Genomic DNA, 23,883 nt, shown 5'->3' on the forward strand with positions numbered 1-23,883 from the left:
TCGTACGGGACGGCGTCCCTGCCGAGCAGTGACGGCGCCTACCCCGCACGCGCCCGCGTGGAGTCCGTCAGGGCCGTCGTGACCTCGTCCAGGGCCTCCAGGAGGAGGACCGCGCCCTTGTGCAGCAGGAAGTGGTCCGGTGGGTCGTCGGACCAGGCGTCGACCGTCTCGCGCAGCTCGTCCCACTGCGGCACCTTGCGCTCCCGAACGTGCTTGGCGCCCCGTTCCGTCGCGCGCCGCAGCGACTCCGCGAGGGTCGCGGCGGCCGCCACGGGCGGGGCGCCGGGTTCCGGCAGGTGCGCCTCCATGAGCATCGCCACCCGACCGAACTCCGCGAGCGCGTGGTCGGCCTGTTCGGCCGCCGCGTGCGAGAGGCCCCGGTGCCGCACGGGCTCGTGCGTCGCCCGCTCCACGGCCTCCTGCCAGGCGACGCGGGCCGCGCGGGTGTCCAGAAGCGCCTCCCGTACGTCGGGGCTGCCGGGCCCACGCGGATCGGCGTACCGCGCGGTGACGACCGCCGCGTACCGGCCGACCGACGCGAGCCAGTCCGCGAGCCGGCCGCGCAGCCGGGGCGTCTCCCAGGCCGGGTAGACGGCGTACCCGAGCATCGCGAGCAGCCCGCCGACCAGGGTCAGCGTCACCCGGTCCCGCACGGTCTGGGTGACCCCCGCGCCCTCCATGCCGAGCAGGAACACGACGTACGCGGCGACGAAGACCTGGCCGGCCGCGTACCCCGTGCGCATCAGCAGGTAATTCGCGAAGGCGCACACCACGGCAAGGCCCGCCGACAGATACACGCCCGGGTGGGCCCACTGGACGACCGCCGTCGCGAGGGCCACTCCGACGAGGGTGCCGCCGAAGCGGGCCACCGAGCGCGCGTACGTCTGCGAGAAGTCCGGACGCATCACCATCACCGAGGCCATCGGCGCCCAGTAGCCGTGGCCGAGCGGGAGCACCGTGCCCAGCAGGTAGCCGGCGGCCGTGACCGCCGAGACGCGGACCGCGTGACGCAGGATCGGCGAGTCCCGGCGCAGCTCGGCACGCGCCTTCGCGACGACGATCGGGGTGAGGCGGACGAGGGTGGGGCGCTCTCGGGGCGTGGCGCCGTGGCCCGAGGTCTCCGTCCTCGGCTCGGCCGTCTCGACGACGTCGCCGAGCAGCGCCACGAGACGGATGGCGGCGCGGCGCGGCGGGCCGTGCAGGAGCGAGAGCGTCTCGGGGGCGTGGAGGGCGGCGACGGCGGGAGCGGGGAGGGCGACCGGTTCGCCGTGCCGGATCGCGTGCGCGGCGGCGTCCAGAACGGAGCCCGCCGCCCCGAGCATCTCCCGCACGCGCGCGCGTGCGGGGCCTTCCTCCGGGACGCCGACGGCCGGGTCGGCGAGGGAGGCGAGGACCGGGCGGATGCGCTCGGCGAGGCCGCGGGCGCCGTGGAGCTCCGCCGGGCGGCGGCGGGCCTGGCCGGGTGTCACGGCGGCCGCGCTGCGGGCGGTCATGAGGGGCAGGGGGTCGAACGGTGCGACCGGGTCGTGGCGCAGGCGGCGGGCGTAGTCCGCCTCCGCGGCGAGCGCGTCCGCGAGGGCGTCGCGCTGGGCGCCCCAGGGGCGGACCGGGAGCAGGACGACCAGGCCGGCCTGGACGACACCGCCCGCGAAGATCATGGCGGCGTGGCCGGCGGCGGTGGCGATGGAGGTGGGGAGGGTGACGGTCACCAGCATGATCGCCACGTTGGAGGACGCGATGATGCCGGCGGTGGGGCCGGCGGCCCAGGCGAGCCCCGAGAGGAACGTCCAGAGGAGCAGCAGGGCGAGGAAGAGCGCCTCGTGGGAGACCGTGAGATAGCCGAGGAAGGTCGAGACGGCGAGGCTGGCGCCGGACGCGAGGGCGAGGGTGGGGCGGGGGCGCCAGGAACGCTGGAAGGTGGCGATGGCCGCCTGGAAGGCGCCGAAGGCGGAGGAGGCGGCGACGGCGGGGCCGAAGACGGCGAGCGAGAAGCCCACGACAAGGGCGAGGCCGAGGGCGGCGCGGGCGGCGATGACGGGGTCGAGCCGCCGCCGCTCGACGGTGAGCCCGGAGCGGGCGGTCTCCTTCAACGCCCGGAGCCAGCTCATGCCCCGAGCGTATCCGCGATCACCCCAGAACAGGACTTTTCCCCCACCCCGCCCCTTCCCGAAACCCTGCCGGGGGCGGGTGGGGGGTCCGGCCGACCCCGGGCCACGCGCACCGGCGCATGCCGAGCGGGGTAGGTGGGCGTGCGGCGCCGTCCCGGGCCGCCCGCACCGGCGCGCGCCGAGCCGGAGCGGCGCGACTCCAGGCCGCCCGCACCGGTGCGCGTCGGTGCGCCCCGAGTGGGGTGGGTGGGGCGCGGCGCGACTCCGGGCCACGCGCACCCTCGCGCGCCGAGTGGGGGTGTGGCCAACCCCAGGCCAACCCCAGGCTGCCCCACCGACGCGAGCCGAGTGAGGTGGGTGGGGCGCGGCGCCACCCCGGGCCGCGCACCAGCGCGCGGCCCGGCCGGTGCGGCGCGGCCCAGGGCCACTCGCCCCGCAGCCGCGGCCCCGCAGCCCCGCCCCGCGGCCCCGTCGGCGCAGCCGCGCGCGGCCCCGGCGGCGCAGTCGGGCCGCGCGGCACCGTCCGCTCAGCCCCGGCCCTCGACCCCCCGGCGCCCCGCCCCGAGGCCCGCCCGGTCCGCCGCCGAGGCACCGTGCGTCCAGCCCTCCTCGTCCCAGGCCGCACGCACGCGCGTGGCGCGGGTTTCCGGGAAGAGTTCGTCCGTGCGGGTGGTGACCGCCAGGTCCCGGGAGGCGAGGGCCGGGAGGAGGGTCGGGGCCTCGGACGCCACGCGGCGGGACGTCGCCGCGAGACGCGCGCCGAGCCGGTTCGCGTACGCCAGCAGGAACGACTGCCGGAACGACTTCGTGCGCTTGCGGCCACCCGCCCGCTGCTCCGCCTCCGCCCGCGTCATCGCCGCCGTCCCCTGCACGAGCAGCGATGTGTACAGCAGCTCCACCGGGTCGAGATCCGCCTCGAAGCCGACCACCGTCGAGAAGCCGTACGTCTCGTTCCACACCGCCCGGCAGTGGTTCGCCGTCGCGACCGCGTCGAGCAGGATCGCCTTCGCCTGTTCGTACGGCGGCTCCACCCCGATCCGGATCGCTCCCGGCGTCTCCGGCGACGGCGCCCCCGCCGCGAGCGTCGCCTCGTCCAGGCTGTGCCGCGCCATCAGCTCCTGCGCCTTGGCCGTGAGCGCCTCCGCCTCCTCCGGATACCCCGTCGCCTCCGCCTTCGCGAGCAGCGCCCGGATCCGGGTCAGCATCCGCGGCTCCCCGGCCGTCGCCGGCGGCAGCGCCTCCCCCGGCACCGGGCCGACCGCGTCGAGCCTCGGCAGCCGCACCAGGAGCCGGTACAGCTCCAGGACCGTCGTCGCGTACGAGAAGCGGTCCGTCGGCCGGCCGGGCGACGCGTCCAGCTCGTCGAGCTGGCCACGCCAGCGGTGCGGCAGCGCCTCGTAGCGGGCCGTCTCGGTCAGGACCAGGCCGGTCAGGACCCGGAGGTGCGCGTCGGAGAGGTCGCGGCGCGCGATGCGTACGAGGTCCGCGGGCTGCCAGCCCCGCCCCCACAGGGTCCGCACGAACTCCTCGCCGCGCCGGCTCAGTTCCGTGTCGGCGCCCCGGTCGGCGGCCAGCAGCGACGCCGCCGTGTCGAGGGACCCGTCGTCACGCGCGTACAGCGCCTCGAAGGCCCTGTCGACCGTGCTGCCGGTACTGCCGGTGCCGCTGGTGCTGCCGGTGTCGCTGGTGCTCACGCCGTCCTCGTGTCCCATGCCTCGCGCGACCGGGCGATCACCGAGCGGTGGTCGAGCGACCAGTCGATGAGCTGCTTGATCAGGTGGGTCATGCTGTGCCCCGTCTCCGTCAGCGCGTACTCGACCTGCGGCGGCGTCGTCGGGTACACCGTCCGCGAGACGAGCCCGTCGCGTTCGAGGCGGCGCAGCGTCAGGGTCAGCATCCGCTGCGAGATCCCGGTGACGAGCCGCTGGAGTTCCCTGAACCGTCGCGGTCCCGCCGCGAGTTCGACGACCACGTGCACGGTCCACTTGTCGCCGAGCCGGTCCTGGACGTCCCGTACTCCGCACTCCTCCGCGCAGCTCACCAAGGGTTCGGTGGTTACCTCCGTGTGCCCCTCGGACATCGATGTGCCTCCTTCCGCGATCTTCTCCGTCCCCCCACGATGGTCTCAGCCATCACATCGTCACCGCGGCCCCAGGGCCCCAGGGGGAAACATGCTGCTCGTCACCGGTGTCTCCGGCGCTCTCGGCTCGCTCGTCGCCGAACGGCTCGCCGGTCGCGAGGACGTCGTCCTCGGTACGCGCGCGGGGCTGCCCGGCACCCGTCGCCTCGACTTCGACGCGCCCGAGACACTGCCGGAGGCCTTCGCCGGGGTGGAGACGCTGCTGCTCGTCTCCGCCGGTTACGGGGAGGACGACACGGTCGTGGCCCGGCACGAGGCCGCGATATCGGCCGCGGAGGCGGCGGGCGTCCGCCACGTCGTCTACACCAGCCTCTCCGGCGACGGCGACCACCTCACGTACGCGCTCGCCCACCGCTGGACCGAGCGGCGGCTGCGGAGCTCCGCCGGCCTCGACTGGACGATCCTCCGCAACGGCCTCTACGCCGAGTTCCTGACCTGGATCGCCACGCCCGACGCCGAGAACCGGATCACGGGCCCGCTGGGCGAGGGCCGCCTCGCCGCCGTCGCCCGCGCGGACCTCGCCGACATCGCCGTCTCGGTCGCGACGGACCCGGCCGCCCACCGGAACCGGGTGTACGAGCTCGTCGGCGAGCGCGCCCTCGGCGGCGCCGACCTCGCGGAGGCCCTCGGCGCCACGTACGCCCCCGGCACGCTCGCCGACGCCCGCGCTGCGATCGCCGCGTCCGGGGCGGTGCCGTTCCAGGTGCCGATGCTGGCGAGCACGTACTCGGCGATCGCCCACGGCTTCATGGACGGTACGGGGGTGGAGAGCGACCTGCGCACGCTGCTGGGCGGCCGCGAACCGCTCGACGCGCTCGACGTGTTCGTGAAGGCCGTACGGCAGGGCTAGACGCGGCTCGGACGCGGGACCTGCATGCGCACGGGAGGGCTAGACGCGGCTCGGACGCCGGACCGGCATGCGTACGGCAGGGCCGGCCCCCGGCTCGGAGGTAGGGCCAGGCATACCCCCTGAACGCCCGCCAGTGGTCGTGATCGGCGGCCGCGAGAACGGTTCGCTTGAGTCATGACCCCGACGCTCTCGCACACCCCCGCGGCCACCTCCACCACGGCTTCCACCACGACCTCCACCACGGCTTCCACCGCCGCCGTACGGCTCCGCCGGCTCACCCGTCACCACCGGGACGTCCGCGCCCTCGACGGCGTCGACCTCGACTTCCGCGCCGGGACCTTCACCGCCGTCATGGGCCCCTCGGGCTCCGGCAAGTCCACGCTGCTCCAGTGCGCGGCCGGGCTCGACCGGCCGACCTCCGGGCAGGTGGAGGTCGGCGGGGTCGCCCTCGAAGGGCTGAGCGAGCGGCGGCTGACCCTGCTGCGGCGGGACCGGATCGGTTTCGTCTTCCAGTCCTTCAACCTGCTGCCCGCCCTCACGGCCGCGCAGAACGTCGCCCTGCCCCTCCGGCTCGCCGGCCGCCGCCCGTCCCGTACCGAGGTCCGGGACGCGCTGGCCCGCGTCGGGCTCGCGGGGCGGGAACGGCGCAGGCCGGGCGAGTTGTCGGGTGGACAGCAGCAACGGGTGGCGATCGCGCGGGCGTTGATCACGCGCCCGGCCGTTCTCTTCGGCGACGAGCCGACCGGCGCGCTCGACTCGACGACGAGCCGCGAGGTGCTCGACATGCTGCGGGAGCTGGTCGACCGGGACGGTCAGACGATCGTCATGGTCACCCACGACCCGGTGGCGGCGGCCCGCGCGGACCGGGTGGTCTTCCTGGTCGACGGGCGGGTGGCGGGCGAGCTTCCGGCCCCGACGGTGGAGGCGGTCGCGGCGCGGATGACCGCGCTGGAGACGGTGGCACCGCGGATGACCGCGCGGGAGACCGTCGCGCCGGTCGCGGAGCCGGGTCCGGCCCGCACCACCGCCTCCCCCACCGGGAGCGCCTCGTGCTGACCGTCGTCCTCTCCGGACTCCGGGCCCGCTGGGCCTCCTTCCTCGGCGGGTTCGTCGCCCTCGCGCTCGGCGTGGGACTGCTCGCCACCATGGGCCTCGGGCTGTCCGTGACCCTTCACGCGCCCGAGCGTTCTCCGCAGCGGTTCGCCTCCTCGCCCGTCGTGGTGCAGGGTCAGGACCGGCTGACACTGGACGTACGGCGCGGACCCGAGACCGTGTCCGTGGCGCAGCGGCTCGACCGTCCACAGCCTGTGGACAACAAATTGCTCCGCGAGCTGAAGGCCCGCTGGACCGTCACCCCCTCCGGCGGCCCCGACGCCGTCGGCGTCGACGCCCCCGCCGCCGAGGTCCGCGCCCTCGTCGGCGATCGTGCCCAGGTCCTCACCGGCGACGAACGGCGGCGCGCCGACCCCGACCACGACCGTGACGCCGAGGCGCTCGTCGGCGTCAACGCCCTCCTCGGCACCTCCGGCGGCGTCACCGCCTTCGTCTCCGTCTTCGTCGTCGCCTCCACCTTCGCCTTCGCCGTCGCCCTGCGCCGCCGCGAGTTCGGGCTGCTCAGGACCGCCGGAGCCACCCCCGGACAGATCCGCCGGCTCCTCCTCGCCGAGGCCGCGGCCCTCGGCGTCCTGGCCTCCGCCGCCGGGTGCGCGCTCGGCGCGGCCGGCGCGCCGCTGCTCGCCCGGACCCTCGTCGACGGCGGCCTCGCGCCCGCGTGGTTCACGGTCGGCGGCCCGGCCTGGCCCTTCCACGCCGCGTTCTGGACGGGTGTGACGGTCGCCCTGGCCGGGGCGGTCGCCGCGTCCCGGCGGGCCGGGAAGGTCGGTCCGACGGCCGCGCTCCGCGAGGCGGACGTCGACGCCGACGCCCTGCCTCTCGGCCGGGCCCTGCTCGGTACGGGACTGCTCCTGGCCGGCCTGGGGCTCCTCGTCTGGACGTACGCCACGGACCCGTCCGCGCTGCTCAAGCGGAAGACGTACACGACCCTCCCGATGCTGCTGATCACCGGCATCGCCCTGCTCTCTCCGCTCCTGGTCCGGCCGGTGGCCCGGCTCCTGAGGCTGCGGGGGGCCGTGGGGACGCTGGTACGGGAGAACAGCGCCGCCTCGGTCCGCCGTACGGCCGCCGTCGCCGCCCCCGTCCTCGTGACCGTGGCGCTCGCCGGGACACTCTTCGGCTCGGCGACGAGCGTCACGCGCGCGAAGGGCGCCGAGGGGCGCGAGCAGACGGTCGCGGAGTACGTCGTGACAGGCCCGGCCCTGCGGCCGGTGACGGCGCCCGCCGGGGCCGTCGTCTCCCCCACGGGGCCGACCTCGGTCTTCGTACGGGACGGGGACGCGGCCGTCGTGAAGTACGGGGCGCGGGCGGTCACCGATCCGACGGCCTTCGCCGAGCTCGCCCGGCTGCCCGTGGTGGCCGGCGATCCTCGGGACCTCGACGACCGGTCGATCGTCGTCAACGAGGAGTTCGAGCGGCGCCGGGTGGGCGAGACCGTCGAGGTCTGGCGGGCGGACGGGACCGGTCCGGTACGGCTCCGGGTCGCGGCCGTCCTCGCCCTCGGGACCGGCGACAACGGCCCGTACGTCACCCGGGCGAACGCCCCCGGCTCCGTCCCCGACCGGATCGACGCACGCGGTGGCGGTACGGCCACGGTGCGGGCCCTGGAGACGAGCGGCGGCACCGTCAGGACGGCCGACGCGTGGGCCGACGCCGAGCACGCGCCGAGCGGCAGCCCGCAGGCCCGGCTCGGCATGGTCCTGGTCCTCGGCATCGCCCTCGTCTACACGGTGATCGGCCTCGCCAACACCCTGCTCATGGCGACCTCCGTACGCGGCGGAGAACTGGCCTCCCTCCGGCTCGCCGGGGCCACCCGGTCCCAGATCCTGCGGGTGGTGACGGGCGAGGCGACCCTCGCCGTGGCGATCGGCACCCTGCTCGGCCTCGCGGTGACCGCGCTGGTCCTCGGCGCCCTGGGAGCGGGCCTCGCCGCCCTCTCGGCCCCGGTGGCCCTGGCCCTCCCGTGGACCACGGTCGGCGCGGCGGCGGGCGTGTGCGCGGCGGTCGCGATCACCGCGTCGGCCCTCCCCGCGTGGCGCCTGACGCGCTGAGCGGCGATGGTGGGACGGACGGGGCGGTGACCGGGGTCGGAGCCGGGTCACCGCCCCGTCCACGCACGTCCGGCCCCGTCCACCTCCGCCCGTCCATGCCCGCGCTCGCACGTCCACGCCCGTCCAGCGCCCGTCCACCCGTGCGAAGCGCCTTGCGGCGCGCTCCGGGGGACGGCGATCATCGCTCCTGTGCCGGGGCAGCGGAAGCGGAGGAGACAGCGGGAGCTCGCGGACCTCTCGCGAGAGGCGGACCGTTTCGGCCCGGACGCCGGGCGCTGGGAGCTCCGCTACGCGACGAACGACGAGTCGGAGTGGCAGGCGGAAATCCGGAGGCTACGGACCGAGGAGCCCGGCCTCGACCCGGACGCGGTCCGGCTGGACATGCTCTGCGGACGATCGACGCACCCGACGACGTACCGACTGAGCGTCTTCGTCCCTCATCCGGCCCCGGAGGAGCCCCCCTGCCGCGCCAAGCCCTCCTCCGGATGATCCGGAGGGCAGGCCCTGGACAGACCTGGACGGGACCGGGGCGGACCGGGACGGGACCGGGACCGACCGGGGCGGACCGGGGCGCACCCCCGTGCCGCCCCGGCCCCCGACCCGGGCCCGACTCAGGCCCCGCTCTCCTCTGCCCCCGCCCCCGCGGACGCGGACTTCGCCGCCCTCCACTCCGGGGCGAGCACCGACCAGACCTCCTCGTCGTGGCGCCGGCCCCGGTAGGGGTAACTGCCCCTCAGGACGGCGTCCTTGCTCATGCCGAGGCGGCGGGCCACCGCGATGCTCGGCTCGTTGTCGGAGGACACCACCCACTCCACCCGGTGGATCCCGCGCACCTCGATCGCCCAGTCGATGAGCGTCCGGGCCGCCCGGGTCACCAGGCCCTTGCCGACGCCCGCCGGCTCCAGCCAGCAGCCCGCCTCGGCCCTGCCGTTCTCCGTGTCCAGCTGCCGGAGGATCACCGCGCCGACGAGGGTGCCGTCGGACCAGATGCCGTGGATGCGGCCCGAGTCGGCGGCCACCTTCTCCGCATAGAGCCGGAGGAAGGCCCGGCTGGACGCCAGGTCGGTGACGACGTCGGGAAGGCCGTTGCGCGCGCCGATGAACTCGCGTCCCCGGTCCATGTGCGCCAGGAACTCCTCCGCCTGCCACGGTTCGAGCGGGCGCAGCTCCGCGCCGTCGCCTCCCAGGGGTATCGCGTACATCTTCGTCGCCTTCCGGGCCGGGACCGCCACTCACGGCGGAGGGATCGGCTCACTCTCCCGCACCCGCGCGCCAGGAGTCACGGGAGTCACGGGAGTCAGCAGAGTTACGGGAGTCAGCGGAGCTGCGGGGCTACGGGGCTACGGGAGCTACGGGCTACGGGCTACGGGCTACGGGCTACGGGCTACGGGAGCAGGATCAACTTCCCGCGCACGTGCCCCGATTCGCTCAGCTCCTGGGCGCGCGCCGCCTCCTTCAGGGGGAGCGTGTCGGCGAGCCGGACCGCGAGGGTCCCGGCCGCCGCCCCGCGCGCGTGGGCGATGAGTCCGGCCCGTACGGCGTCGGGGTCACCCAGGACGCCGGAGAACACGATCCCGTACTTCTCCGCCTCCACGTCCGCGATCGTCACGATCCGCTCCTTCGCGGCCTCCTCCCCGCCGGGCTCGCCCCCGCCGAGGAGCTCGATCGCGACCGGCAGCACCCCGTGCCCGGCCGCGTCGAAGACCGCGTCGACGCCGTCCGGGGCGGCGGCCCGCACCCGGTCGGCCAGGCCCTCCCCGTACGCCACCGGGATCGCGCCGAGTTCACGCAGGTAGGCGTGGTTGGACTCGGACGCGCTGCCGATCACGGTGACCCCGGCGGCCACGGCGAGCTGGACGCCCACCGAGCCGACGACCCCCGCCGCACCGTGCAGGAAGAGCGTCTCGCCCGCCCGTACGCCGAGCAGGTCGAGGACCCGCTGCGCCGTCTCGCCGGCCACCGGAAGGCTCGCGGCGGCCTCCCAGGACAGCCCGGCCGGCTTCGGCGCGACGATGCCGGCGATCGCGTACTCGGCGTAGGCGCCGGTCTTCGTCCAGCCGAGGACCTCGTCGCCGACCGTCAGGCCGGTGACGCCCTCGCCGAGCCCGTCGACGGTGCCGGCGAACTCCAGGCCGGGGACGGCGGGGAAGGTCGTCGGGTAGAACTCCTCGACCCAGCCGTAACGGCGCTTCCAGTCCACCGGGTTGACCCCGACGGCCGCCACCTTGACGCGGACCTCGCCGGGACCGGGCTCCGGTACGGCGACACCCGCCGCGTGACGCAGCACCTCGGGACCGCCGAACTCCTCGTACACGATCGCTTCCATCTCAGCCTCCACAGCCGCCCGTTCACTTCGACGGGTCCCAGCCTGCTGCCACGGCCACCCCCGCCCCGCCCTCCCAACGGCCAGTCCGACCTGGCCGAAAGACCGGCCGCTCCCCACCCCTCCCCGCGTACGCTCCCTCGCATGGACGCGCACACGCTGAGCACCGCGTACGAGATCATCCGGCAGCCCCTCGGGGAGATCCTCCCCAAGGTCTCCGCCGCCCTCGCCCCGCTCGTCCCGCACGTGGACGCGGCCGAACTCTCCACGCACTGCGCCCACTCCCCCTTCAAGGCCCTCGGCGGTACGGAGCTGCTCACCGCCTCCGAACTGGCCCCGCTGCTCACGGCCGGCGTGCCCGGGAGCCCCTGGCAGGGCGTGGCGACGATCGGCGGCCGGGAGCGCGAGGTCGTCGCCGTCACCAGCCACGCGACCCGGCGCGGGGCGGTGCTCGTGCTCGTACGGGAGGACGGCGCCGTCCCGGCGGGCGAGGCCGAACTCGCCGTGGCACAGGCCCTGTGGGACCTGGTGGCCGGCCACTTCGACCGCTTCGCGACGGAGGCCCTGCCGGGGGCCCTGGCCCGGTCGCGGGCGGCGGCCGACACCCGGGCGCGGGTGATCGCCGAGCTGACCGCCACGCACTCCGCGGCCCTCTCCGGGGTCCTCGGGGTGCTGCGCAGCCGGGCCCTGGACGACACGACGGCCCGGGCGACGGCGACCGACCTGGCCGCGTCGGCGCTGATCGAGATGCGGGCGGCGCAGCGGCGGGACCGGGCGCTCGCGGAGGAACCGGCCCAGGACGCCTTCGAGCGGCTCGCCGCCGAACTCCGGCCGATGCTGCGGCACAGCCAGGTCAGGCTCGACCTGGGCGCGCCCGACTCGGACCGCTCGCTCGCGGCGGACGTGGCGCACAGCGCGCGGGCGATCGTCCGGTCGCTGCTCCTGATCGTGCTCGAACAGGACTCGGTGCGCCGCATCCACGTCGGCTGGCAGCTGACCGAACACGAGCTGCGGGTCTCGGTACGGGACGACGGGGCGGGCGCGCTGGCCCCCTGCGACCTGGGCGCGGGCACGATCAAGGACCGGCTCGACGTGCTCGGCGGCCGGCTCGACATGGACGCGGTGCCGGGCTGGGGCACGACGATCACGGCGGTGATCCCGCTGGCGGCGCCGGCCGCGCCGGTCGAGGCGGCGCACCCGCTGACCGGCCTCGGCGAGCGGGAGGTGGAGGTCCTGCGCCACCTGGCCCTCGGTCACCGCAACCGGCGCATCGCGGAGGAGCTGCACATCAGCGAGTCGACGGTGAAGTTCCATGTCGCCAACATCCTGAACAAGCTGGGCGTCGACTCCCGGGGCGAGGCGGCGGCCCTGTTCCACGCGGCGGCGTAGGGCCTGCGGCGGGGGTGGCCGTGCGGCGCGGTGCCGCGCCGACCCACCGCCTCCACGCAGGCGCGTGCGGCGCAGGTGGCCGTGCGGCGCGGGGCGCGCCTACCCGTTGTCGCCTCCACGCAGGCGCGTGCGGCACGATGCCCCGCCGACCCGCCGCCTCCACGCGGGCGCGTGCCCCCGCCCCCGCTCCCTCGGTTGTGGGCAACTGTTCCGCAAGGGCGGAACGGGTGGGCACAACCCGACCACGGCGCTCAGCCGCCCCTGGGCCCGGTCCACCAGGTGGGCGCCCTGGACAGGACCCCGGCCTCGTGGGCGCCGTAGGTGCAGGGAGCCTGGGCCCGGCAAAGGGCGCCGTTCCGTTGTGCCCACCCGTTCCGCCCCAGCGGAACGAATGCCCACAACGGGGTGGGGGCGGGGCGGCGCGCGCCCGCGACGCGGAGGGCGGGGCGAATGCCGTGGTGGAGGCCGAGGTCCTGGGGAGGGCGGCGCGCCGGTTCCGGGGCGGTGTCAGTGGCGGGTGTCAGACTCGCACCCATGACCGAGCGGTGGGCACTCGCAGCCGAAGCCGAGGGAGACGGCGCGCTGCTCGTCCCCCTCGGCCCCGACGGCCTGCCCGCCGGAGACGTGCGGCGCGAGCCGGACCTGGTCGCGGCCGTACGGGCCAGGCCCGAGGTCGCCCGCTGGGTGTGGCGGTCGACGGCCGAGGTGTACCCCCGCCTGCTGGCCGGCGGCGTACGGGTCGAGCGGTGCTACGACGTGGAGGACGCCGAGCAGCTGCTCCTGGGCCACGAGGGGCGGCTCGGCGAGCCCCGCTCCGCGGCGGCGGCGTGGGCGCGCCTGCGGAACGCGCCGGTGCCGCCAGATCCCCCGCAGCGCGGCGCCGAGCCCGGTTCGCAGGACTCGCTCTTCGAGCCGCGCCCCGTCGTCTCCGTCCCCTTCGACGGGTTCCTCGCGGTCTACGCGGAGCAGCTGCGCCGCCACGACCGGGCGGAGCACCCGGGCAGGATGCGGCTGCTCACGGCCGCCGAGTCGGCGGGGATGCTGGTGGCCGCCGAGATGCACCGGGCGGGCCTGCCCTGGCGGGCGGACGTGCACCGGGACCTGCTGCACGAGCTGCTCGGCGAGCGGTACCCGGGCGGGGGCGAGCCCCGCCGCCTCGCGGAGCTCGCGGACGAGGTGTCGGCGGCCTTCGGTCGCCGGGTCCGGCCGGATCTGCCCGCCGATGTGGTGAAGGCCTTCGCGCAGGCCGGGGTGCGGCTGAAATCGACCCGCCGCTGGGAGCTGGAGGAGCTCGACCACCCGGCGGTGAAGCCGCTGATCGCGTACAAGAAGCTGTACCGGATCTGGACGGCGCACGGCTGGTCGTGGCTCCAGGACTGGGTGCGGGACGGCCGTTTCCGGCCGGAGTACCTGCCCGGGGGCACGGTCAGCGGACGCTGGACGACCAACGGCGGCGGGGCCCTGCAGATCCCGAAGGTGATCCGGCGCGCGGTGGTCGCGGACGAGGGCTGGCGTCTCGTCGTGGCCGACGCCGACCAGATGGAGCCGCGCGTGCTCGCCGCGATCTCCCGGGACCCGGGTCTGATGGAGGTCGCGGGGCACCCCGACGACCTCTACACCCGGCTCTCGGACCGGGCCTTCTCCGGCGACCGCGACCACGCGAAGATCGCGCTCCTGGGCGCGATCTACGGGCAGACCAGCGGCGACGGCCTGAAGAACCTGGCGGCGCTGCGGCGCCGCTTCCCGCGCGCGGTGGCCTATGTCGACGAGGCGGCGAAGGCGGGCGAGGAGGGCCGGCTCGTACGGACCTGGCTGGGCCGGACCAGCCCGCGGGCGGTGGGCTCGGGCGAGGACGAGGAGGCGGGCCTGCCACAGGAGGGCGGCGAACCGGCTGCGGAGGAGGGGGAGTTCACCCCCGGCTACGCCTCCGGGAACGCGCGGGCGCGGGGCCGGTTCACCCGTAACTTCGTGGTGCAGGGCAGCGCTGCCGACTGGGCGCTGCTGATGCTGGCGGCTCTGCGGCGCGCGCTCTCCGGGATGCGGGCGGAGCTGGTGTTCTTCCAGCACGACGAGGTGATCGTGCACTGCCCCGCGGAGGAGGCGGAGGCGGTCACGGTGGCGATCCGGGCGGCGGGGGACGAGGCGGGCCGGATCGCGTTCGGGGAAACGCCGGTGCGGTTCCCGTTCACGGTGGCCACGGTGGAGCGGTACGCGGACGCGAAGTAGCCATGGGGGAAAGACGGATGGCCCCGCACACATGCGCGTGCGGGGCCCTCACGTGTCCGGCCGCCTACTTCAGCGGCAGCTTCTGCCACCTCATGCTCAGCGCGATCGACCTCAGCTGCTGCATCGTCAGCGCGGGCTCGGCGCGGGTGGCCGCCTCGTGCTGGGTGCCGGCGTTGAAGGCGGACACGACGACCCGGAAGCCCTCCGGGGTGATGGTGTCGACGGTCCACCAGACGACGCCCTCGCCGCCCTTCTCACCCGGCTGCTGGGTGAGCTTGACCCTGCGGCCGTCGGGGAGCGTGGTGACGTCCCCGCTGCCGAAGAGCTCGCCGGCCACGTCCGACATGTTCGGCTGGACGTTGATCTGGACGAGGCTCTTGCCCTTGCCGTCGTTGACGACCACATAGCCGTACCCCGACTGCCCGCCCTTGTTGACGACCGTGAGGTCCTTGGGCACGAGCGCGCTCAGGGTGTTCATCACGTCGGTGGCGCTGGGCTCGGCCGGAGGCTGGGCCGCGCCCTGGCCGCCGGACATGTCCACGTTCTCGGGCAGCTGCGCGGCCAGGCGGCCCCAGGCGGGGGCCGTGACGAGGGTCTTGAGCTGGGCGGGGGTGAAGGGCGGGTTCTCCCGGCTGACCGGAGCGCCCTTCTCGGCGGCGGCGTTGTACTCGCTCACGTCGACCAGGAAGCCGTCCTTGGTGAGCAGGACCGCACGCCACTGCTTGGTCTCCTCACGCTTGTCGGGGTACTCGTACCCCTGGAGGATCATGAGCCGGGAGCCGCCCGTCAGCTTCTCCTCGGTGCAGTCGTCGTAGGGGACGGCGACCTTGTCCGGGCAGGCCACCTGGTCCTCGCCCGCCTCGCCGGTGCCCGTGCGGAAGAGGCCGACGCTGACGCCGGCCTTGCCCTTCCCGTCGTCGAAGACGCCGGTGACCGACTGGCCGACGCCGTCGAGGCCGTCGATCTGCCAGGTCCCCGCCGGGGTGTTGCTCGTGAGGACCGCGGCCAAGTTCTTGACGGGGATGTTCGCCTCGCCCGGCAGCTGCTTCCCGGGGACGGGGTCGGTGGTGGCGGTGGGCTTGGGCGGCGCCGCCACGGAGGTGCTCGTCGCGTCCGCGGCGGGCGACAGCAGCGAGCCGCCGTACACACCGCCGATGCCGACGGCGGCGAGCGCGAGGACGCCGCCGGTCATCGCGAGGCGACGGCGGACGAGGCGCCGCTTGCCGCGCTGCAGCCCGCCCTCGACCAGCTCGCGCCGGTCGTCGGCCGCGAAGCCGTCGCCGGTGCGGCGCAGGATCGCGCCGAGCTGGTCCTCGAACCCTTCGTGCTGGGGGCCTTCGTTCTGAGGCATGTCGAATTCACCGTCTCCGGTCGGGGGATGAGGAAGCCTGGGGTGGAGGAGAAGCGTGGAGGAGAGAGCCCCGCGGGGGCGGGGGCGGGGGCGGCCGGCGGGGGTGGGGCGGGCGCGGCCGGCGGCGGTCAGCGCGCGGCGAACTCGGCGATGCTGCCGCCGAGTCGTTCGCGCAGCTTCGCGAGGGCGCGTACGGAGCGGGTGCGTACCGCGGCGGAGCTGACGTGCAGGGCGTCGGCGGTCTCCTCGATGCTGCGGTCCTCCCAGTACCGCAGCACCACGACCGCCCGGTCCTTGGGGGCGAGCCCGGCCAGCGCGTCGAGCAGCGCGATCCGCAGCGCCGGGTCCTCGCCGTTGTCGGGGGCGCGGTCGGGGAGCTCGCCGAGCGGCCGCTCGGTGGCCGACCGGCGCCGCTGGTGGCTGAGGAACGTGCGGACGAGCACGGTCTGGGCGTACGCGGCGGGGTTCCCGATCCGGGCCATGCGTCCCCACAGGGCGTACATCCTGCCGAGCGTCTCCTGGGTGAGGTCCTCGGCAAGGTGGGTGTCCCCACTGGTCAGCAGGCATGCCGAGCGGAACAGCGGGCCCGTGCGTGCGGCGGCGAACTCCAGGAACTCGTCCGCGCGGGACTTTCTCATGCCCCTCCTTTCCCTCGCGGTCACGTGGTGTGGTCGCCGTACACCTCATTGACGCGATGGGGAGGGGCAAATGTTTCAGCGTCTTCGAGGGAATCTGCAGGCGTCTTCGCCGAGTGCGTCCAAAAGGGCGGAAAAGGGGTAATCCTGGAGTATGAACACTCTCAGCGCAGCCCAGACCCTGGCCGCGGGAGTCTGGCAGTCAGGCCTCGGACAGGTGCTCGGCGGGCTTGTCATCGTCGCCGTACTGATCGCGGCGGTCTGGCTGGGCTTCCGGGTCCGCGACCGCGAATCCAATCCGCCCAAGCCGGACGAGCAGCCCCATCGGCCGGACGACGGCAGCCTGCCGGGCGAGACGTCCGGGTACCGCAGGCCGACCGAGATGCCGCAGACGGACGGCGAGCACCGGCTCATGCCGTACCAGCTCAAGGACGGCTCGGAGGCGTCACCCGACCCGCCGACCGAGGAGAAGCGCAAGTGGGGCGGGATCTCCAGCGGAGGCTTCGGCAGTGGAGGCACGGGTCACGGCGACTGAACCCTTCCTGCCCGACGGAGGCCACGCCCCGTGGATGAGAACGCTGTCCCCGCAACGCTCCAGGGAGCCCTCCCCACCGCTCCCTTCGAGGAGCACCGACCGCACCTGCGGGCCGTCGCGTACCGCCTCCTCGGCACCTTCGAGGAGGCGGACGAGGCGGTGGAGGACGTACGGAGGAGCCGGCCGGCCCGGCGCCCCCCGATCGCCCCGGGCCCGGTCCCGGCCCCGTACGACCTCACCGAGGCCGTCGCCCGTGCCTGCCTGGACCGGCTCCGGTCCCGCGAGACCCACCGCGAGCACCCCTGGGACCCGTGGGACCCCTGGGCCTCGGGGATGCCGAACGACCAGAGCGACCCCGGGGAACCGCCCCCGCCGACGGCCCTCGACGGACTGACACCACCGGAACGGCTCGCGTTCGTCCTGCACGACGAGTTCTCCGTCCCGTACGAGCGGATCGCCGCGATCGTGGAACGCACCCCGGCCGCCACCCGCCAGCTCGCCGGCCGGGCCCGCTACCGGCTGCGGGAGGCCGAGGAGATGCCGGAGCCGGACCTGCCCCGCCAGCGGGACGTCGTCGCGGCCTTCCTGGCGGCCGCGCGGAGCGGCGACGCCGCCGCCCTGCACGACCTCCTCGACCCCGACGTGGTGCTGCGGGCCGACGCCACGGCCGAACGGTCCGGGGCAACGAACGTGCACGGCCCCGGGGCGGTCGCCGAGGCGATCGCCCGCCAGGTGAGCACGGCCAGAAAGGCCCTGGTGGACGGGGCGGCGGGGCTGGCCTGGCCGGCGGAGGGCGACCCACGGCTCGTGTTCGTCTTCACCGTCCTGGAGGACCGGATCACCGCGATCGACGCCCTGTCGGACGCGGACCACCTGGGCCGCCTGAAGCTCCAGCTCTGAGCCCCCTCCGCGCCCCGGTCACCACCCGGACCCCGGTCCGCTCCCGGGCTCACTCCCCGAGAACGCGCCCCGCACGGGATGCCACATGGGCGGGCGGCACGACGTCGGCGGGCAGCACGGGATCGGTGACCGGCTCCCCGAAGGTGGTCACCACGGGCAGCACCCCGGCCCACAGTCCCAGCGCCGCGTCCTCGGAATCACCGTCGTCCGGCGGCCCGCTGCGGGTCTTCACCGAGGCCTCGGTCAGGTCGAGCGCGAGCACGGCGGTCGCGGCCAGTTCCTTGCGGCTGGGCTGCCGTACGTAGTCCCACTGCCCCGGGGAGCTCTGTTCGGTGAGCGCCCGCAGGCCACGCAGCTTCTCGTCCGGGTCGGTCACGACGCGCGGGACGCCGTAGATCATCGCGCAGCGGTAGTTCACCCCGTGCTCGAAGACGGAACGGGCCAGGACCAGCCCGTCGACGTGGGTGACGGTGACACAGACGGTGGTGTCGGGCGCCTGGACGAGACTGCGGCTGGCGACGGACCCGTGCAGGTACAGCCGGTCGCCCTCGACGCCGTACGCGGTGGGCACCACCATCGTCGTCCCGTCGACGGGGACGCCGAGATGACAGAGGAACCCGGCGTCGAGCACGGCGTCCAGATCGGCCCGCCGATGACTGCCCTGCTCCCGCATCCGCCGCAACCGGGTCCGCTCGGTGACGACCGACGCCTCGTCCCCGCCGACCGCGTCCGTGCCGCCGCTCATGCTTCCCCCAAGTACCTCGACCGACGCAGAAGATCTTCCGGAGTTGTACGGCCTCCGACCCCCGGCCCGCCACCACCGCCCACCTGTCGGAACGGAAGTCCTCGGCGGTGGCAGGGTTTCCGCGGACGGCGATCCCCGTCCCCGGGCATGAAAAAACCCCAGGTCACGGCGAGTGAGTCCTGGGGTAATTCCGAGCCGCCTTCGGGATTCGAACCCGAGACCTACGCATTACGAGTGCGTTGCTCTGGCCAACTGAGCTAAGGCGGCACGCCGTCCGAACCCATGGTGGGTGCAGCAGCGACGCCAAGTCTACACAGTTTCCCGAGGTGCTCCGACCACCCCCGGAGAGGGCCTATGAGCAGCGCTTTCCTTCGGCGGGAGGGGTGCCGTCGAGGAGGTACGTGTTGATCGCCGTGTCGATGCAGTCGCTGCCCCGGCCGTACGCGGTGTGGCCGTCGCCCTCGTAGGTGAGGAGGGTGCCGGAGGAGAGCTGACCGGCCAGGGACTGGGCCCACTTGTACGGGGTGGCCGGGTCTCGGGTGGTGCCGACGACCAGGATCGGGGCGGCGCCCTCGGCGGTGATCCGGTGGGGGCCGCCGGTGGGCGGGGTCGGCCAGGAGGTGCAGTTGAGGGCCGCCCAGGCGAGGCCCCTGCCGAAGATCGGGGAGGCCTTCTCGAAGGACGGAACGGCCTTCGAGACGTCGGCGGGGCCCCCGTAGGCGGCCGGCAGGTCGAGGCAGTTCACGGCCGCGTTGGCGAACATCAGGTTGGCGTACGTGCCGTCCCCCTCCCGCTCGTAGTAGCTGTCGGCCAGCGCCAGGAGGCCCGAGCCCTCGCCGCCGATCGCCTGCGTGAGGGCCTCCCGCAGCTGGGGCCAGGCGCCCTCGTCGTACATCGCCGCGATCACCCCGGTGGTGGCGAGGGACTCGCCGAGCGCCCGGCTCTCGCCGGTGGGCACCGGCTCGGCGTCCACGTCGCGGAAGAACTTCTTCAGCGCCTCGCCGGCCGCCTCGACCGACTCCGTCCCCAGCGGACAGTCCGGCTTGGTCACGCAGTCCGCGGCGAAGGCCCGGAACGAGGTCTCGAAGCCGGCGGTCTGGTCGCGGTTGAGGTCGATCGCCGGCAGCGACGGGTCCATCGCCCCGTCGAGGACGAGGCGGCCGACCCGGTCCGGGAACAGCTCGGCGTACGTGGCGCCGAGGAACGTGCCGTACGAGGCCCCCACATAGCTGAGCTTCTCGTCGCCGAGCACCGCCCGCAGGATGTCCATGTCGCGGGCCGTCTCGACCGTGGAGACGTGCGGCAGGATCGCCCGCGACTTCTTCGCGCAGCCCGCCGAGAAGTCCTTGAAGGCGGCGCTCAGCACGTTGACCTCCGCGGTGTCGTCGGGGGTCTGGTCGACCTGCGTGAACGTGTCCATCTGGGGGCCCGTCAGACACTCGACCGGCTCACTGCGCGCGACTCCGCGCGGGTCGACGGCCACCATGTCGTAGCGGGCGCGGACGGGTGCGGGGTAGCCGACGCCCGCGTATCCCTGGAGGTAGCCGACGGCGGAGCCGCCGGGGCCGCCCGGGTTGACCAGGAGCGAACCGAGCCGCTTGCCGGGGCCGGTCGCCCGGACCCGCGAGATCGCCAGGTCGATCTGCTCCCCGTCCGGCTTCGCGTAGTCCAGCGGGGCCCGCAGGGTCGCGCACTGGAAGCCCGTGACACCGCAGTCGCGCCAGGTCGGCTTCTGCCCGTAGAACCTCTTCAGCGCCTCGGGCGAGGGGGAGGGCGAGGAGGACGGCGAGGCCTGCCGGGCGGCGGCCGTCGTGCGGGACGCCGCCGCGTCGCTTCCGCCCGAGCAGCCGGAGAGGATCAGTCCGGCGGCCGCGAGGGCCGTGGCGGACGTACGGAGCAAGCGCCTGGAGTCCATTCCCGGAGCGTATCCGGAGCGGTACGCACCGTGTCCAATCGGACTCCGGCCCCCGCCTTGTCGACGACCTCCGGCCCCGCGCCGCCGAAGCATCCCTAGTCCCGCAGTGCCATCGTCATCGCCTCCACGGCGAGCAGCGGAGCCACGTTCCGGTCGAGGGCCTGGCGGCAGGCCAGGACCGCCTCGATGCGGCGCAGGGTGCGCTCCGGCGTGGTGTCACGGGCGATTCGCTCGATCGTGTCCCGCACGTCCGTGTTGGCGAGGGCCGTGCGGGAGCGCAGCTGGAGCGCCAGGACGTCGCGGTAGAAGCCGGTCAGGTCGGTGAGCGCGAGGTCCAGGCTGTCGCGCTGCGTACGCGTTCTGCGCCGCTTCTGCCGCTCCTCCAGCTCCTTCATCGCCCCGGCCGTGCCGCGCGGCATCCGCCCGCCCTGGGCCGCGCCGAGCGCCGCCTTCAGGTCCTCGGTCTCCTTGACGTCGACCTCCTCGGCGACCTGCTTCGCGTCCTCGGCCGCCGCGTCCACCAGCTCCTGGGCGGCCTTGAGGCAGCCGCCGATGTCCTCGACCCGCAGCGGCAGTTTGAGGACGACGGACCGGCGCGCGCGGGCCCGCTCGTCGGTGGCGAGCCGCCGGGCCCGGTCGATGTGCCCCTGGGTGGCACGGGCGGCGGCGTGCGCCACCTCCGGCTCGATGCCGTCCCGCCGTACGAGCACGTCGGCGACGGCCTCCACGGGCGGGGTGCGCAGGGTCAGGTGCCGGCAGCGGGAACGGATCGTGGGCAGCACGTCCTCCAGGGAGGGCGCGCAGAGCAGCCAGACCGTGCGCGGGGCGGGTTCCTCGACGGCCTTCAGGAGGACGTTGCCCGCGCCCTCGGTGAGCCGGTCGGCGTCCTCCAGGACGATGACCTGCCAGCGGCCGCCCGCCGGCGAGAGCTGGGCGCGTCGGACCAGGGCGCGGGTCTCCTTCACACCGATGGAGAGCAGGTCCGTGCGGACGATCTCCACGTCCGCGTGGGTGCCGACGAGGGTCGTGTGGCAGCCGTCGCAGAAGCCGCAGCCCGGCGCCCCGCCCAGGGCGCGGTCGGGGCTCACGCACTGCAGCGCGGCGGCGAACGCCCGCGCCGCCGTCGCCCGTCCGGACCCCGGCGGGCCGGTGAAGAGCCAGGCGTGGGTCATCTTCGAGGCCTCGGGGTCGGGCTCTCCGGCGGCATGGGCGGTCACGAGCGCGTCGGCGTCCCGCGCGGCCGCGGCGAGCTGCTCCTCGACCTTCGCCTGTCCGACCAGGTCGTCCCATACGGCCATGTCTGCCCCTCCTCAGGTACGCCCTCCATTGTGGGGCAGTCCTCTGACATCCCCCGCCGCACGACGGGTGGTCAGGCCTCCTTGTCGCGGCGGGTCAGCCACAGGCCGACGGCGGATCCGAGCAGGACCGTGCCGGTGGCGACGCTCGCCGTCACGTGGGCGGCGCCGGTCAGGTCGGCGACGGTGTTGACATAGGCGTTGCCGAGGACGCTCGCCGTGAGCAGCAGCCAGAACAGGACACGCATCGGGATCTCCGTGGTTCGGGGGAGGCGAAGGGGCTCGAAAGGGTGGGGTCCCTACGCATTCGATCTTCGCCGTCCCGGTGCCCCGGCACAGCGGTGCCCGCCCCCGGACCGATGGTGGTGCCTGCTCCACCGCGCTCCTCGGGTCCGCCCGCATAACCTGGCGGGTATGCGCGACGCGATCAAGGAATCCGGCCGGGCGTCGCTCCACCTCCTGAGCGGGGCCGCGATCGCGATCCTCTGCTACCTGATGGTCGGCGTCGCCCTCTTCACGGCCTTCCTGACCGTCACCGTCATCGGCGCGGGCGTGCTCCCCGAGAGCGTGCTGCTGCTGCGCCGGCTGGCCGGCTGGGAGCGGCGCCGGACCGCCGCCCGGACCGGAACGCCCGTCCCGGAGGCGTATCTGCCGCTCGAAGGCCCCCTCCCCGCGCGCGTGCGGACCGCCGTCACCGATCCGGGCACGGGGCGGGACCTGATCTGGGCGGCCGCGCAGCTGCTGTACGGCATGGGGGTCTGGTTCGCCTCCCTGGTGCTGTGGCCGCCCGCGCTGCTGGTCGACGGCGTGGTGACCGGGCTCGCGGGGCGGCGGCCGGTGGTCCTGCCGCTGATCGGACGGCTCGCCGACCTGGGGGCCGAGTGGTCGCGCGCGCTGCTCACGCCGACCCCCGCGGCCGCGCGGGCCGCCGCGCTCGCCGCCCGGGTCGAGGAGCTCACGGCCACCCGCGCGGGCGCGATCGCCGCGCACGGGGCCGAGCTGCGCCGGATCGAACGCGATCTGCACGACGGCACGCAGGCCCGTCTCGTGGCGCTCTCCATGCGGATCGGCCTGGCCAAGCGGGCGTACGACTCCGATCCCGTGGCCGCGCGGAAGCTCCTCGACGACGCGCAGACGCAGGCCGAGGAGGCGCTGGCCGAACTGCGGCACGTGGTGCGCGGCATCCACCCGCCGATCCTCACGGACCGGGGCCTGACCGGGGCGGTACGTGCCCTCGCCGCGAGCAGCGGCCTGGAGGTGGAGGTGTCCGTGACGGGCCTGGCCGACCACGCCCCCGGCGACCGGCCGGAGAAGCTCGACGCCCCCCACACCCCCGGCGAACGGCCGGAGCACGTCGACGCCGCCCGCGCGACCGCACCCCGCGCCCCGGCCGCCGTCGAGGCCGCCGCCTACTTCGTGATCGCCGAGGCCCTCACCAACGCCGCCAAGCACAGCGGCGCCATCCGCGCCTCCGTCGCCCTCACCCGCGAACCGACCGCTCTCCGCGCGCGCGTGGCGGACGAGGGCCGGGGCGGCGCCGAGGCCGGGGAGAGCGGCGGCTCCGGGCTCGTCGGCATGCGCCGCCGGGTCGCCGCGCTCGACGGCACCGTACGACTGACCAGCCCCGAAGGGGGCCCGACCGTGATCGAAGTGGAGCTTCCGTGCGTGTGGTGATCGCCGAGGACAACGTCCTCCTGCGGGAGGGTCTCGTGCTGCTGCTGACCTCGTCCGGCCATGAGGTCGCCGGGGTCGCGGCCACCGGCCCCGAGGTCCTGCCGCTGCTCCTTGAGCACCGCCCGGACGTGGCCGTCCTCGACGTACGGATGCCGCCCGGCTTCCGCGACGAGGGGCTGCGGGCGGCGCTCGCGGCCCGCGAGGAGCTGCCGGACCTTCCGGTGCTCGTGCTCTCCCAGTACGTGGAGGAGACGTACGCCGCCGAACTCCTGGGCGGCGGCGCGCGGGGCGTCGGCTACCTCCTGAAGGACCGAGTGGGCCGGGTGGACGAGTTCCTGGACGCCCTGGAACGGGTCGCCGCCGGTGGTACGGCCCTGGACCCGGAGGTCGTCACCGAGCTGCTCTCCCGCCGCCGCGACGACCCGCTGGACTCCCTCACGCCCCGGGAACGCGAGGTCCTCGAACTGATGGCGCAGGGGCACGACAACGGCACGATCGCCCGCTCGATGGTGGTCACCGAACGGGCCGTGCACAAGCACATCGGCAATGTCTTCCTGAAGCTCGGCCTGCCGCCGAGCGACAGCGGCGGCCACCGCCGGGTCCTCGCCGTCCTCGCCTACCTCGACGCCTGAG

21 protein-coding genes and 1 tRNA gene are annotated in these 23,883 nt (G+C 74.9%); 10 read left to right on the forward strand and 12 right to left on the reverse strand.

Annotated features, from left to right (window positions below; translation table 11 throughout):
- Nucleotides 1-38 precede the first annotated feature (38 nt).
- The 3 genes from E0F75_RS07310 to E0F75_RS07320 all read right to left on the reverse strand — a co-directional run bounded on the left by E0F75_RS07310 (nt 39) and on the right by E0F75_RS07320 (nt 4,188).
- On the reverse strand, nt 39-2,108 hold the full coding sequence (locus E0F75_RS07310) for an FUSC family protein (RefSeq protein WP_187621698.1): 2,070 nt from the start codon (nt 2,106-2,108) through the stop codon (nt 39-41).
- A 527-nt stretch (nt 2,109-2,635) separates the two neighbouring features.
- A complete protein-coding gene (locus E0F75_RS07315) occupies nt 2,636-3,820 on the reverse strand; it encodes a DUF2786 domain-containing protein (protein ID WP_187621699.1) in 1,185 nt (394 codons plus the stop codon).
- Nucleotides 3,799-4,188, reverse strand: a complete 390-nt coding sequence (locus tag E0F75_RS07320) for a helix-turn-helix domain-containing protein (RefSeq protein WP_187621700.1) — start codon at nt 4,186-4,188, stop codon at nt 3,799-3,801. The genes E0F75_RS07315 and E0F75_RS07320 overlap by 22 nt, the downstream gene beginning before the upstream one ends.
- A 91-nt stretch (nt 4,189-4,279) precedes the next feature.
- On the opposite strand from E0F75_RS07320, the gene E0F75_RS07325 reads away from it, so the two are divergent.
- The 4 genes from E0F75_RS07325 to E0F75_RS07340 all read left to right on the forward strand — a co-directional run bounded on the left by E0F75_RS07325 (nt 4,280) and on the right by E0F75_RS07340 (nt 8,751).
- On the forward strand, nt 4,280-5,098 hold the full coding sequence (locus E0F75_RS07325; RefSeq protein WP_187621701.1) for an NAD(P)H-binding protein: 819 nt from the start codon (nt 4,280-4,282) through the stop codon (nt 5,096-5,098).
- A gap of 174 nt (nt 5,099-5,272) precedes the next feature.
- Nucleotides 5,273-6,154 (forward strand): ABC transporter ATP-binding protein, encoded by an 882-nt coding sequence (locus tag E0F75_RS07330; RefSeq protein ID WP_229312574.1) that lies wholly within the window; start codon nt 5,273-5,275, stop codon nt 6,152-6,154.
- Nucleotides 6,148-8,262, forward strand: coding sequence for an ABC transporter permease (locus E0F75_RS07335; RefSeq protein WP_187621702.1), 2,115 nt, complete (start codon nt 6,148-6,150; stop codon nt 8,260-8,262). Before E0F75_RS07330 ends, E0F75_RS07335 begins: the two co-directional genes overlap by 7 nt.
- Before the next feature lie 189 nt (nt 8,263-8,451).
- A complete protein-coding gene (locus tag E0F75_RS07340; protein ID WP_187621703.1) occupies nt 8,452-8,751 on the forward strand; it encodes a hypothetical protein in 300 nt (99 codons plus the stop codon).
- 122 nt (nt 8,752-8,873) lie between these two features.
- Here E0F75_RS07340 and E0F75_RS07345 read toward each other — a convergent pair whose 3' ends face one another.
- Both E0F75_RS07345 and E0F75_RS07350 read right to left on the reverse strand, forming a co-directional pair.
- Nucleotides 8,874-9,464, reverse strand: coding sequence for a GNAT family N-acetyltransferase (locus E0F75_RS07345; protein ID WP_187621704.1), 591 nt, complete (start codon nt 9,462-9,464; stop codon nt 8,874-8,876).
- A gap of 182 nt (nt 9,465-9,646) precedes the next feature.
- Nucleotides 9,647-10,588, reverse strand: coding sequence for an NADP-dependent oxidoreductase (locus tag E0F75_RS07350; protein WP_187621705.1), 942 nt, complete (start codon nt 10,586-10,588; stop codon nt 9,647-9,649).
- 141 nt (nt 10,589-10,729) lie between these two features.
- Here E0F75_RS07350 and E0F75_RS07355 point away from each other — a divergent pair, with 141 nt between their 5' ends.
- Both E0F75_RS07355 and E0F75_RS07360 read left to right on the forward strand, forming a co-directional pair.
- Nucleotides 10,730-11,974 carry a response regulator transcription factor family protein gene (locus tag E0F75_RS07355; RefSeq protein WP_187621706.1) on the forward strand — a complete coding sequence of 415 codons (1,245 nt, stop codon included), beginning with the start codon at nt 10,730-10,732 and terminating at the stop codon, nt 11,972-11,974.
- A gap of 534 nt (nt 11,975-12,508) precedes the next feature.
- A complete protein-coding gene (locus tag E0F75_RS07360) occupies nt 12,509-14,200 on the forward strand; it encodes a bifunctional 3'-5' exonuclease/DNA polymerase (RefSeq protein ID WP_187621707.1) in 1,692 nt (563 codons plus the stop codon).
- A gap of 64 nt (nt 14,201-14,264) precedes the next feature.
- On the opposite strand, the gene E0F75_RS07365 is transcribed toward E0F75_RS07360, so the two are convergent.
- Nucleotides 14,265-15,551: a hypothetical protein gene (locus E0F75_RS07365; protein WP_187621708.1), complete on the reverse strand. Its 1,287-nt coding sequence runs from the start codon at nt 15,549-15,551 to the stop codon at nt 14,265-14,267.
- 128 nt (nt 15,552-15,679) lie between these two features.
- On the reverse strand, nt 15,680-16,189 hold the full coding sequence (locus tag E0F75_RS07370; protein WP_187621709.1) for a SigE family RNA polymerase sigma factor: 510 nt from the start codon (nt 16,187-16,189) through the stop codon (nt 15,680-15,682).
- A 151-nt stretch (nt 16,190-16,340) separates the two neighbouring features.
- Between E0F75_RS07370 and E0F75_RS07375 the strand changes: the two genes are divergently transcribed.
- The gene (locus tag E0F75_RS07375; RefSeq protein WP_187621710.1) at nt 16,341-16,721 is read left to right on the forward strand and encodes a DUF6479 family protein; all 381 of its coding nucleotides are present in this window, start codon (nt 16,341-16,343) and stop codon (nt 16,719-16,721) included.
- Between the two features lie 30 nt (nt 16,722-16,751).
- Nucleotides 16,752-17,621 (forward strand): sigma factor-like helix-turn-helix DNA-binding protein, encoded by an 870-nt coding sequence (locus tag E0F75_RS07380; RefSeq protein ID WP_187621711.1) that lies wholly within the window; start codon nt 16,752-16,754, stop codon nt 17,619-17,621.
- Nucleotides 17,622-17,670: 49 nt separating this feature from the next.
- On the opposite strand, the gene E0F75_RS07385 is transcribed toward E0F75_RS07380, so the two are convergent.
- The 5 genes from E0F75_RS07385 to E0F75_RS07405 all read right to left on the reverse strand — a co-directional run bounded on the left by E0F75_RS07385 (nt 17,671) and on the right by E0F75_RS07405 (nt 21,824).
- Nucleotides 17,671-18,366: a pyridoxamine 5'-phosphate oxidase family protein gene (locus tag E0F75_RS07385; protein ID WP_187621712.1), complete on the reverse strand. Its 696-nt coding sequence runs from the start codon at nt 18,364-18,366 to the stop codon at nt 17,671-17,673.
- Nucleotides 18,367-18,559: 193 nt separating this feature from the next.
- Nucleotides 18,560-18,633: transfer RNA gene (locus tag E0F75_RS07390), tRNA-Thr, on the reverse strand.
- Nucleotides 18,634-18,718: 85 nt separating this feature from the next.
- Nucleotides 18,719-20,281: an alpha/beta hydrolase gene (locus E0F75_RS07395; RefSeq protein ID WP_187621713.1), complete on the reverse strand. Its 1,563-nt coding sequence runs from the start codon at nt 20,279-20,281 to the stop codon at nt 18,719-18,721.
- Between the two features lie 95 nt (nt 20,282-20,376).
- The gene (locus E0F75_RS07400; RefSeq protein WP_187621714.1) at nt 20,377-21,579 is read right to left on the reverse strand and encodes a DNA polymerase III subunit delta'; all 1,203 of its coding nucleotides are present in this window, start codon (nt 21,577-21,579) and stop codon (nt 20,377-20,379) included.
- A gap of 71 nt (nt 21,580-21,650) precedes the next feature.
- Nucleotides 21,651-21,824 (reverse strand): hypothetical protein, encoded by a 174-nt coding sequence (locus E0F75_RS07405; RefSeq protein WP_187621715.1) that lies wholly within the window; start codon nt 21,822-21,824, stop codon nt 21,651-21,653.
- 166 nt (nt 21,825-21,990) lie between these two features.
- Here E0F75_RS07405 and E0F75_RS07410 point away from each other — a divergent pair, with 166 nt between their 5' ends.
- Together E0F75_RS07410 and E0F75_RS07415 are read left to right on the forward strand one after the other, a co-directional pair.
- Complete coding sequence (locus E0F75_RS07410; protein ID WP_187621716.1) at nt 21,991-23,250, forward strand: sensor histidine kinase; 1,260 nt, start codon at nt 21,991-21,993, stop codon at nt 23,248-23,250.
- A complete protein-coding gene (locus E0F75_RS07415; protein ID WP_187621717.1) occupies nt 23,238-23,882 on the forward strand; it encodes a response regulator transcription factor in 645 nt (214 codons plus the stop codon). Before E0F75_RS07410 ends, E0F75_RS07415 begins: the two co-directional genes overlap by 13 nt.
- The last annotated feature ends 1 nt before the right edge of the window (nt 23,883 follow it).

This window comes from Streptomyces sp. CB02980 (assembly GCF_014451325.2).
Taxonomy (GTDB): domain Bacteria; phylum Actinomycetota; class Actinomycetes; order Streptomycetales; family Streptomycetaceae; genus Streptomyces.

Excerpts from the sequence above, each read along its gene's own strand:
- E0F75_RS07365 (WP_187621708.1), bottom strand. The coding sequence starts at position 15,551 with ATGCCTCAGAACGAAGGCCCCCAGCACGAAGGGTTCGAGGACCAGCTC.
- E0F75_RS07315 (WP_187621699.1), bottom strand. The coding sequence starts at position 3,820 with ATGGGACACGAGGACGGCGTGAGCACCAGCGACACCGGCAGCACCAGC.
- E0F75_RS07385 (WP_187621712.1), bottom strand. The coding sequence starts at position 18,366 with ATGAGCGGCGGCACGGACGCGGTCGGCGGGGACGAGGCGTCGGTCGTC.
- E0F75_RS07395 (WP_187621713.1), bottom strand. The coding sequence starts at position 20,281 with ATGGACTCCAGGCGCTTGCTCCGTACGTCCGCCACGGCCCTCGCGGCC.
- E0F75_RS07345 (WP_187621704.1), bottom strand. The coding sequence starts at position 9,464 with ATGTACGCGATACCCCTGGGAGGCGACGGCGCGGAGCTGCGCCCGCTC.
- E0F75_RS07370 (WP_187621709.1), bottom strand. The coding sequence starts at position 16,189 with ATGAGAAAGTCCCGCGCGGACGAGTTCCTGGAGTTCGCCGCCGCACGC.
- E0F75_RS07320 (WP_187621700.1), bottom strand. The coding sequence starts at position 4,188 with ATGTCCGAGGGGCACACGGAGGTAACCACCGAACCCTTGGTGAGCTGC.
- E0F75_RS07400 (WP_187621714.1), bottom strand. The coding sequence starts at position 21,579 with ATGGCCGTATGGGACGACCTGGTCGGACAGGCGAAGGTCGAGGAGCAG.
- E0F75_RS07325 (WP_187621701.1), top strand. The coding sequence starts at position 4,280 with ATGCTGCTCGTCACCGGTGTCTCCGGCGCTCTCGGCTCGCTCGTCGCC.
- E0F75_RS07310 (WP_187621698.1), bottom strand. The coding sequence starts at position 2,108 with ATGAGCTGGCTCCGGGCGTTGAAGGAGACCGCCCGCTCCGGGCTCACC.
- E0F75_RS07405 (WP_187621715.1), bottom strand. The coding sequence starts at position 21,824 with ATGCGTGTCCTGTTCTGGCTGCTGCTCACGGCGAGCGTCCTCGGCAAC.
- E0F75_RS07410 (WP_187621716.1), top strand. The coding sequence starts at position 21,991 with ATGCGCGACGCGATCAAGGAATCCGGCCGGGCGTCGCTCCACCTCCTG.
- E0F75_RS07355 (WP_187621706.1), top strand. The coding sequence starts at position 10,730 with ATGGACGCGCACACGCTGAGCACCGCGTACGAGATCATCCGGCAGCCC.
- E0F75_RS07375 (WP_187621710.1), top strand. The coding sequence starts at position 16,341 with ATGAACACTCTCAGCGCAGCCCAGACCCTGGCCGCGGGAGTCTGGCAG.
- E0F75_RS07350 (WP_187621705.1), bottom strand. The coding sequence starts at position 10,588 with ATGGAAGCGATCGTGTACGAGGAGTTCGGCGGTCCCGAGGTGCTGCGT.
- E0F75_RS07360 (WP_187621707.1), top strand. The coding sequence starts at position 12,509 with ATGACCGAGCGGTGGGCACTCGCAGCCGAAGCCGAGGGAGACGGCGCG.
- E0F75_RS07330 (WP_229312574.1), top strand. The coding sequence starts at position 5,273 with ATGACCCCGACGCTCTCGCACACCCCCGCGGCCACCTCCACCACGGCT.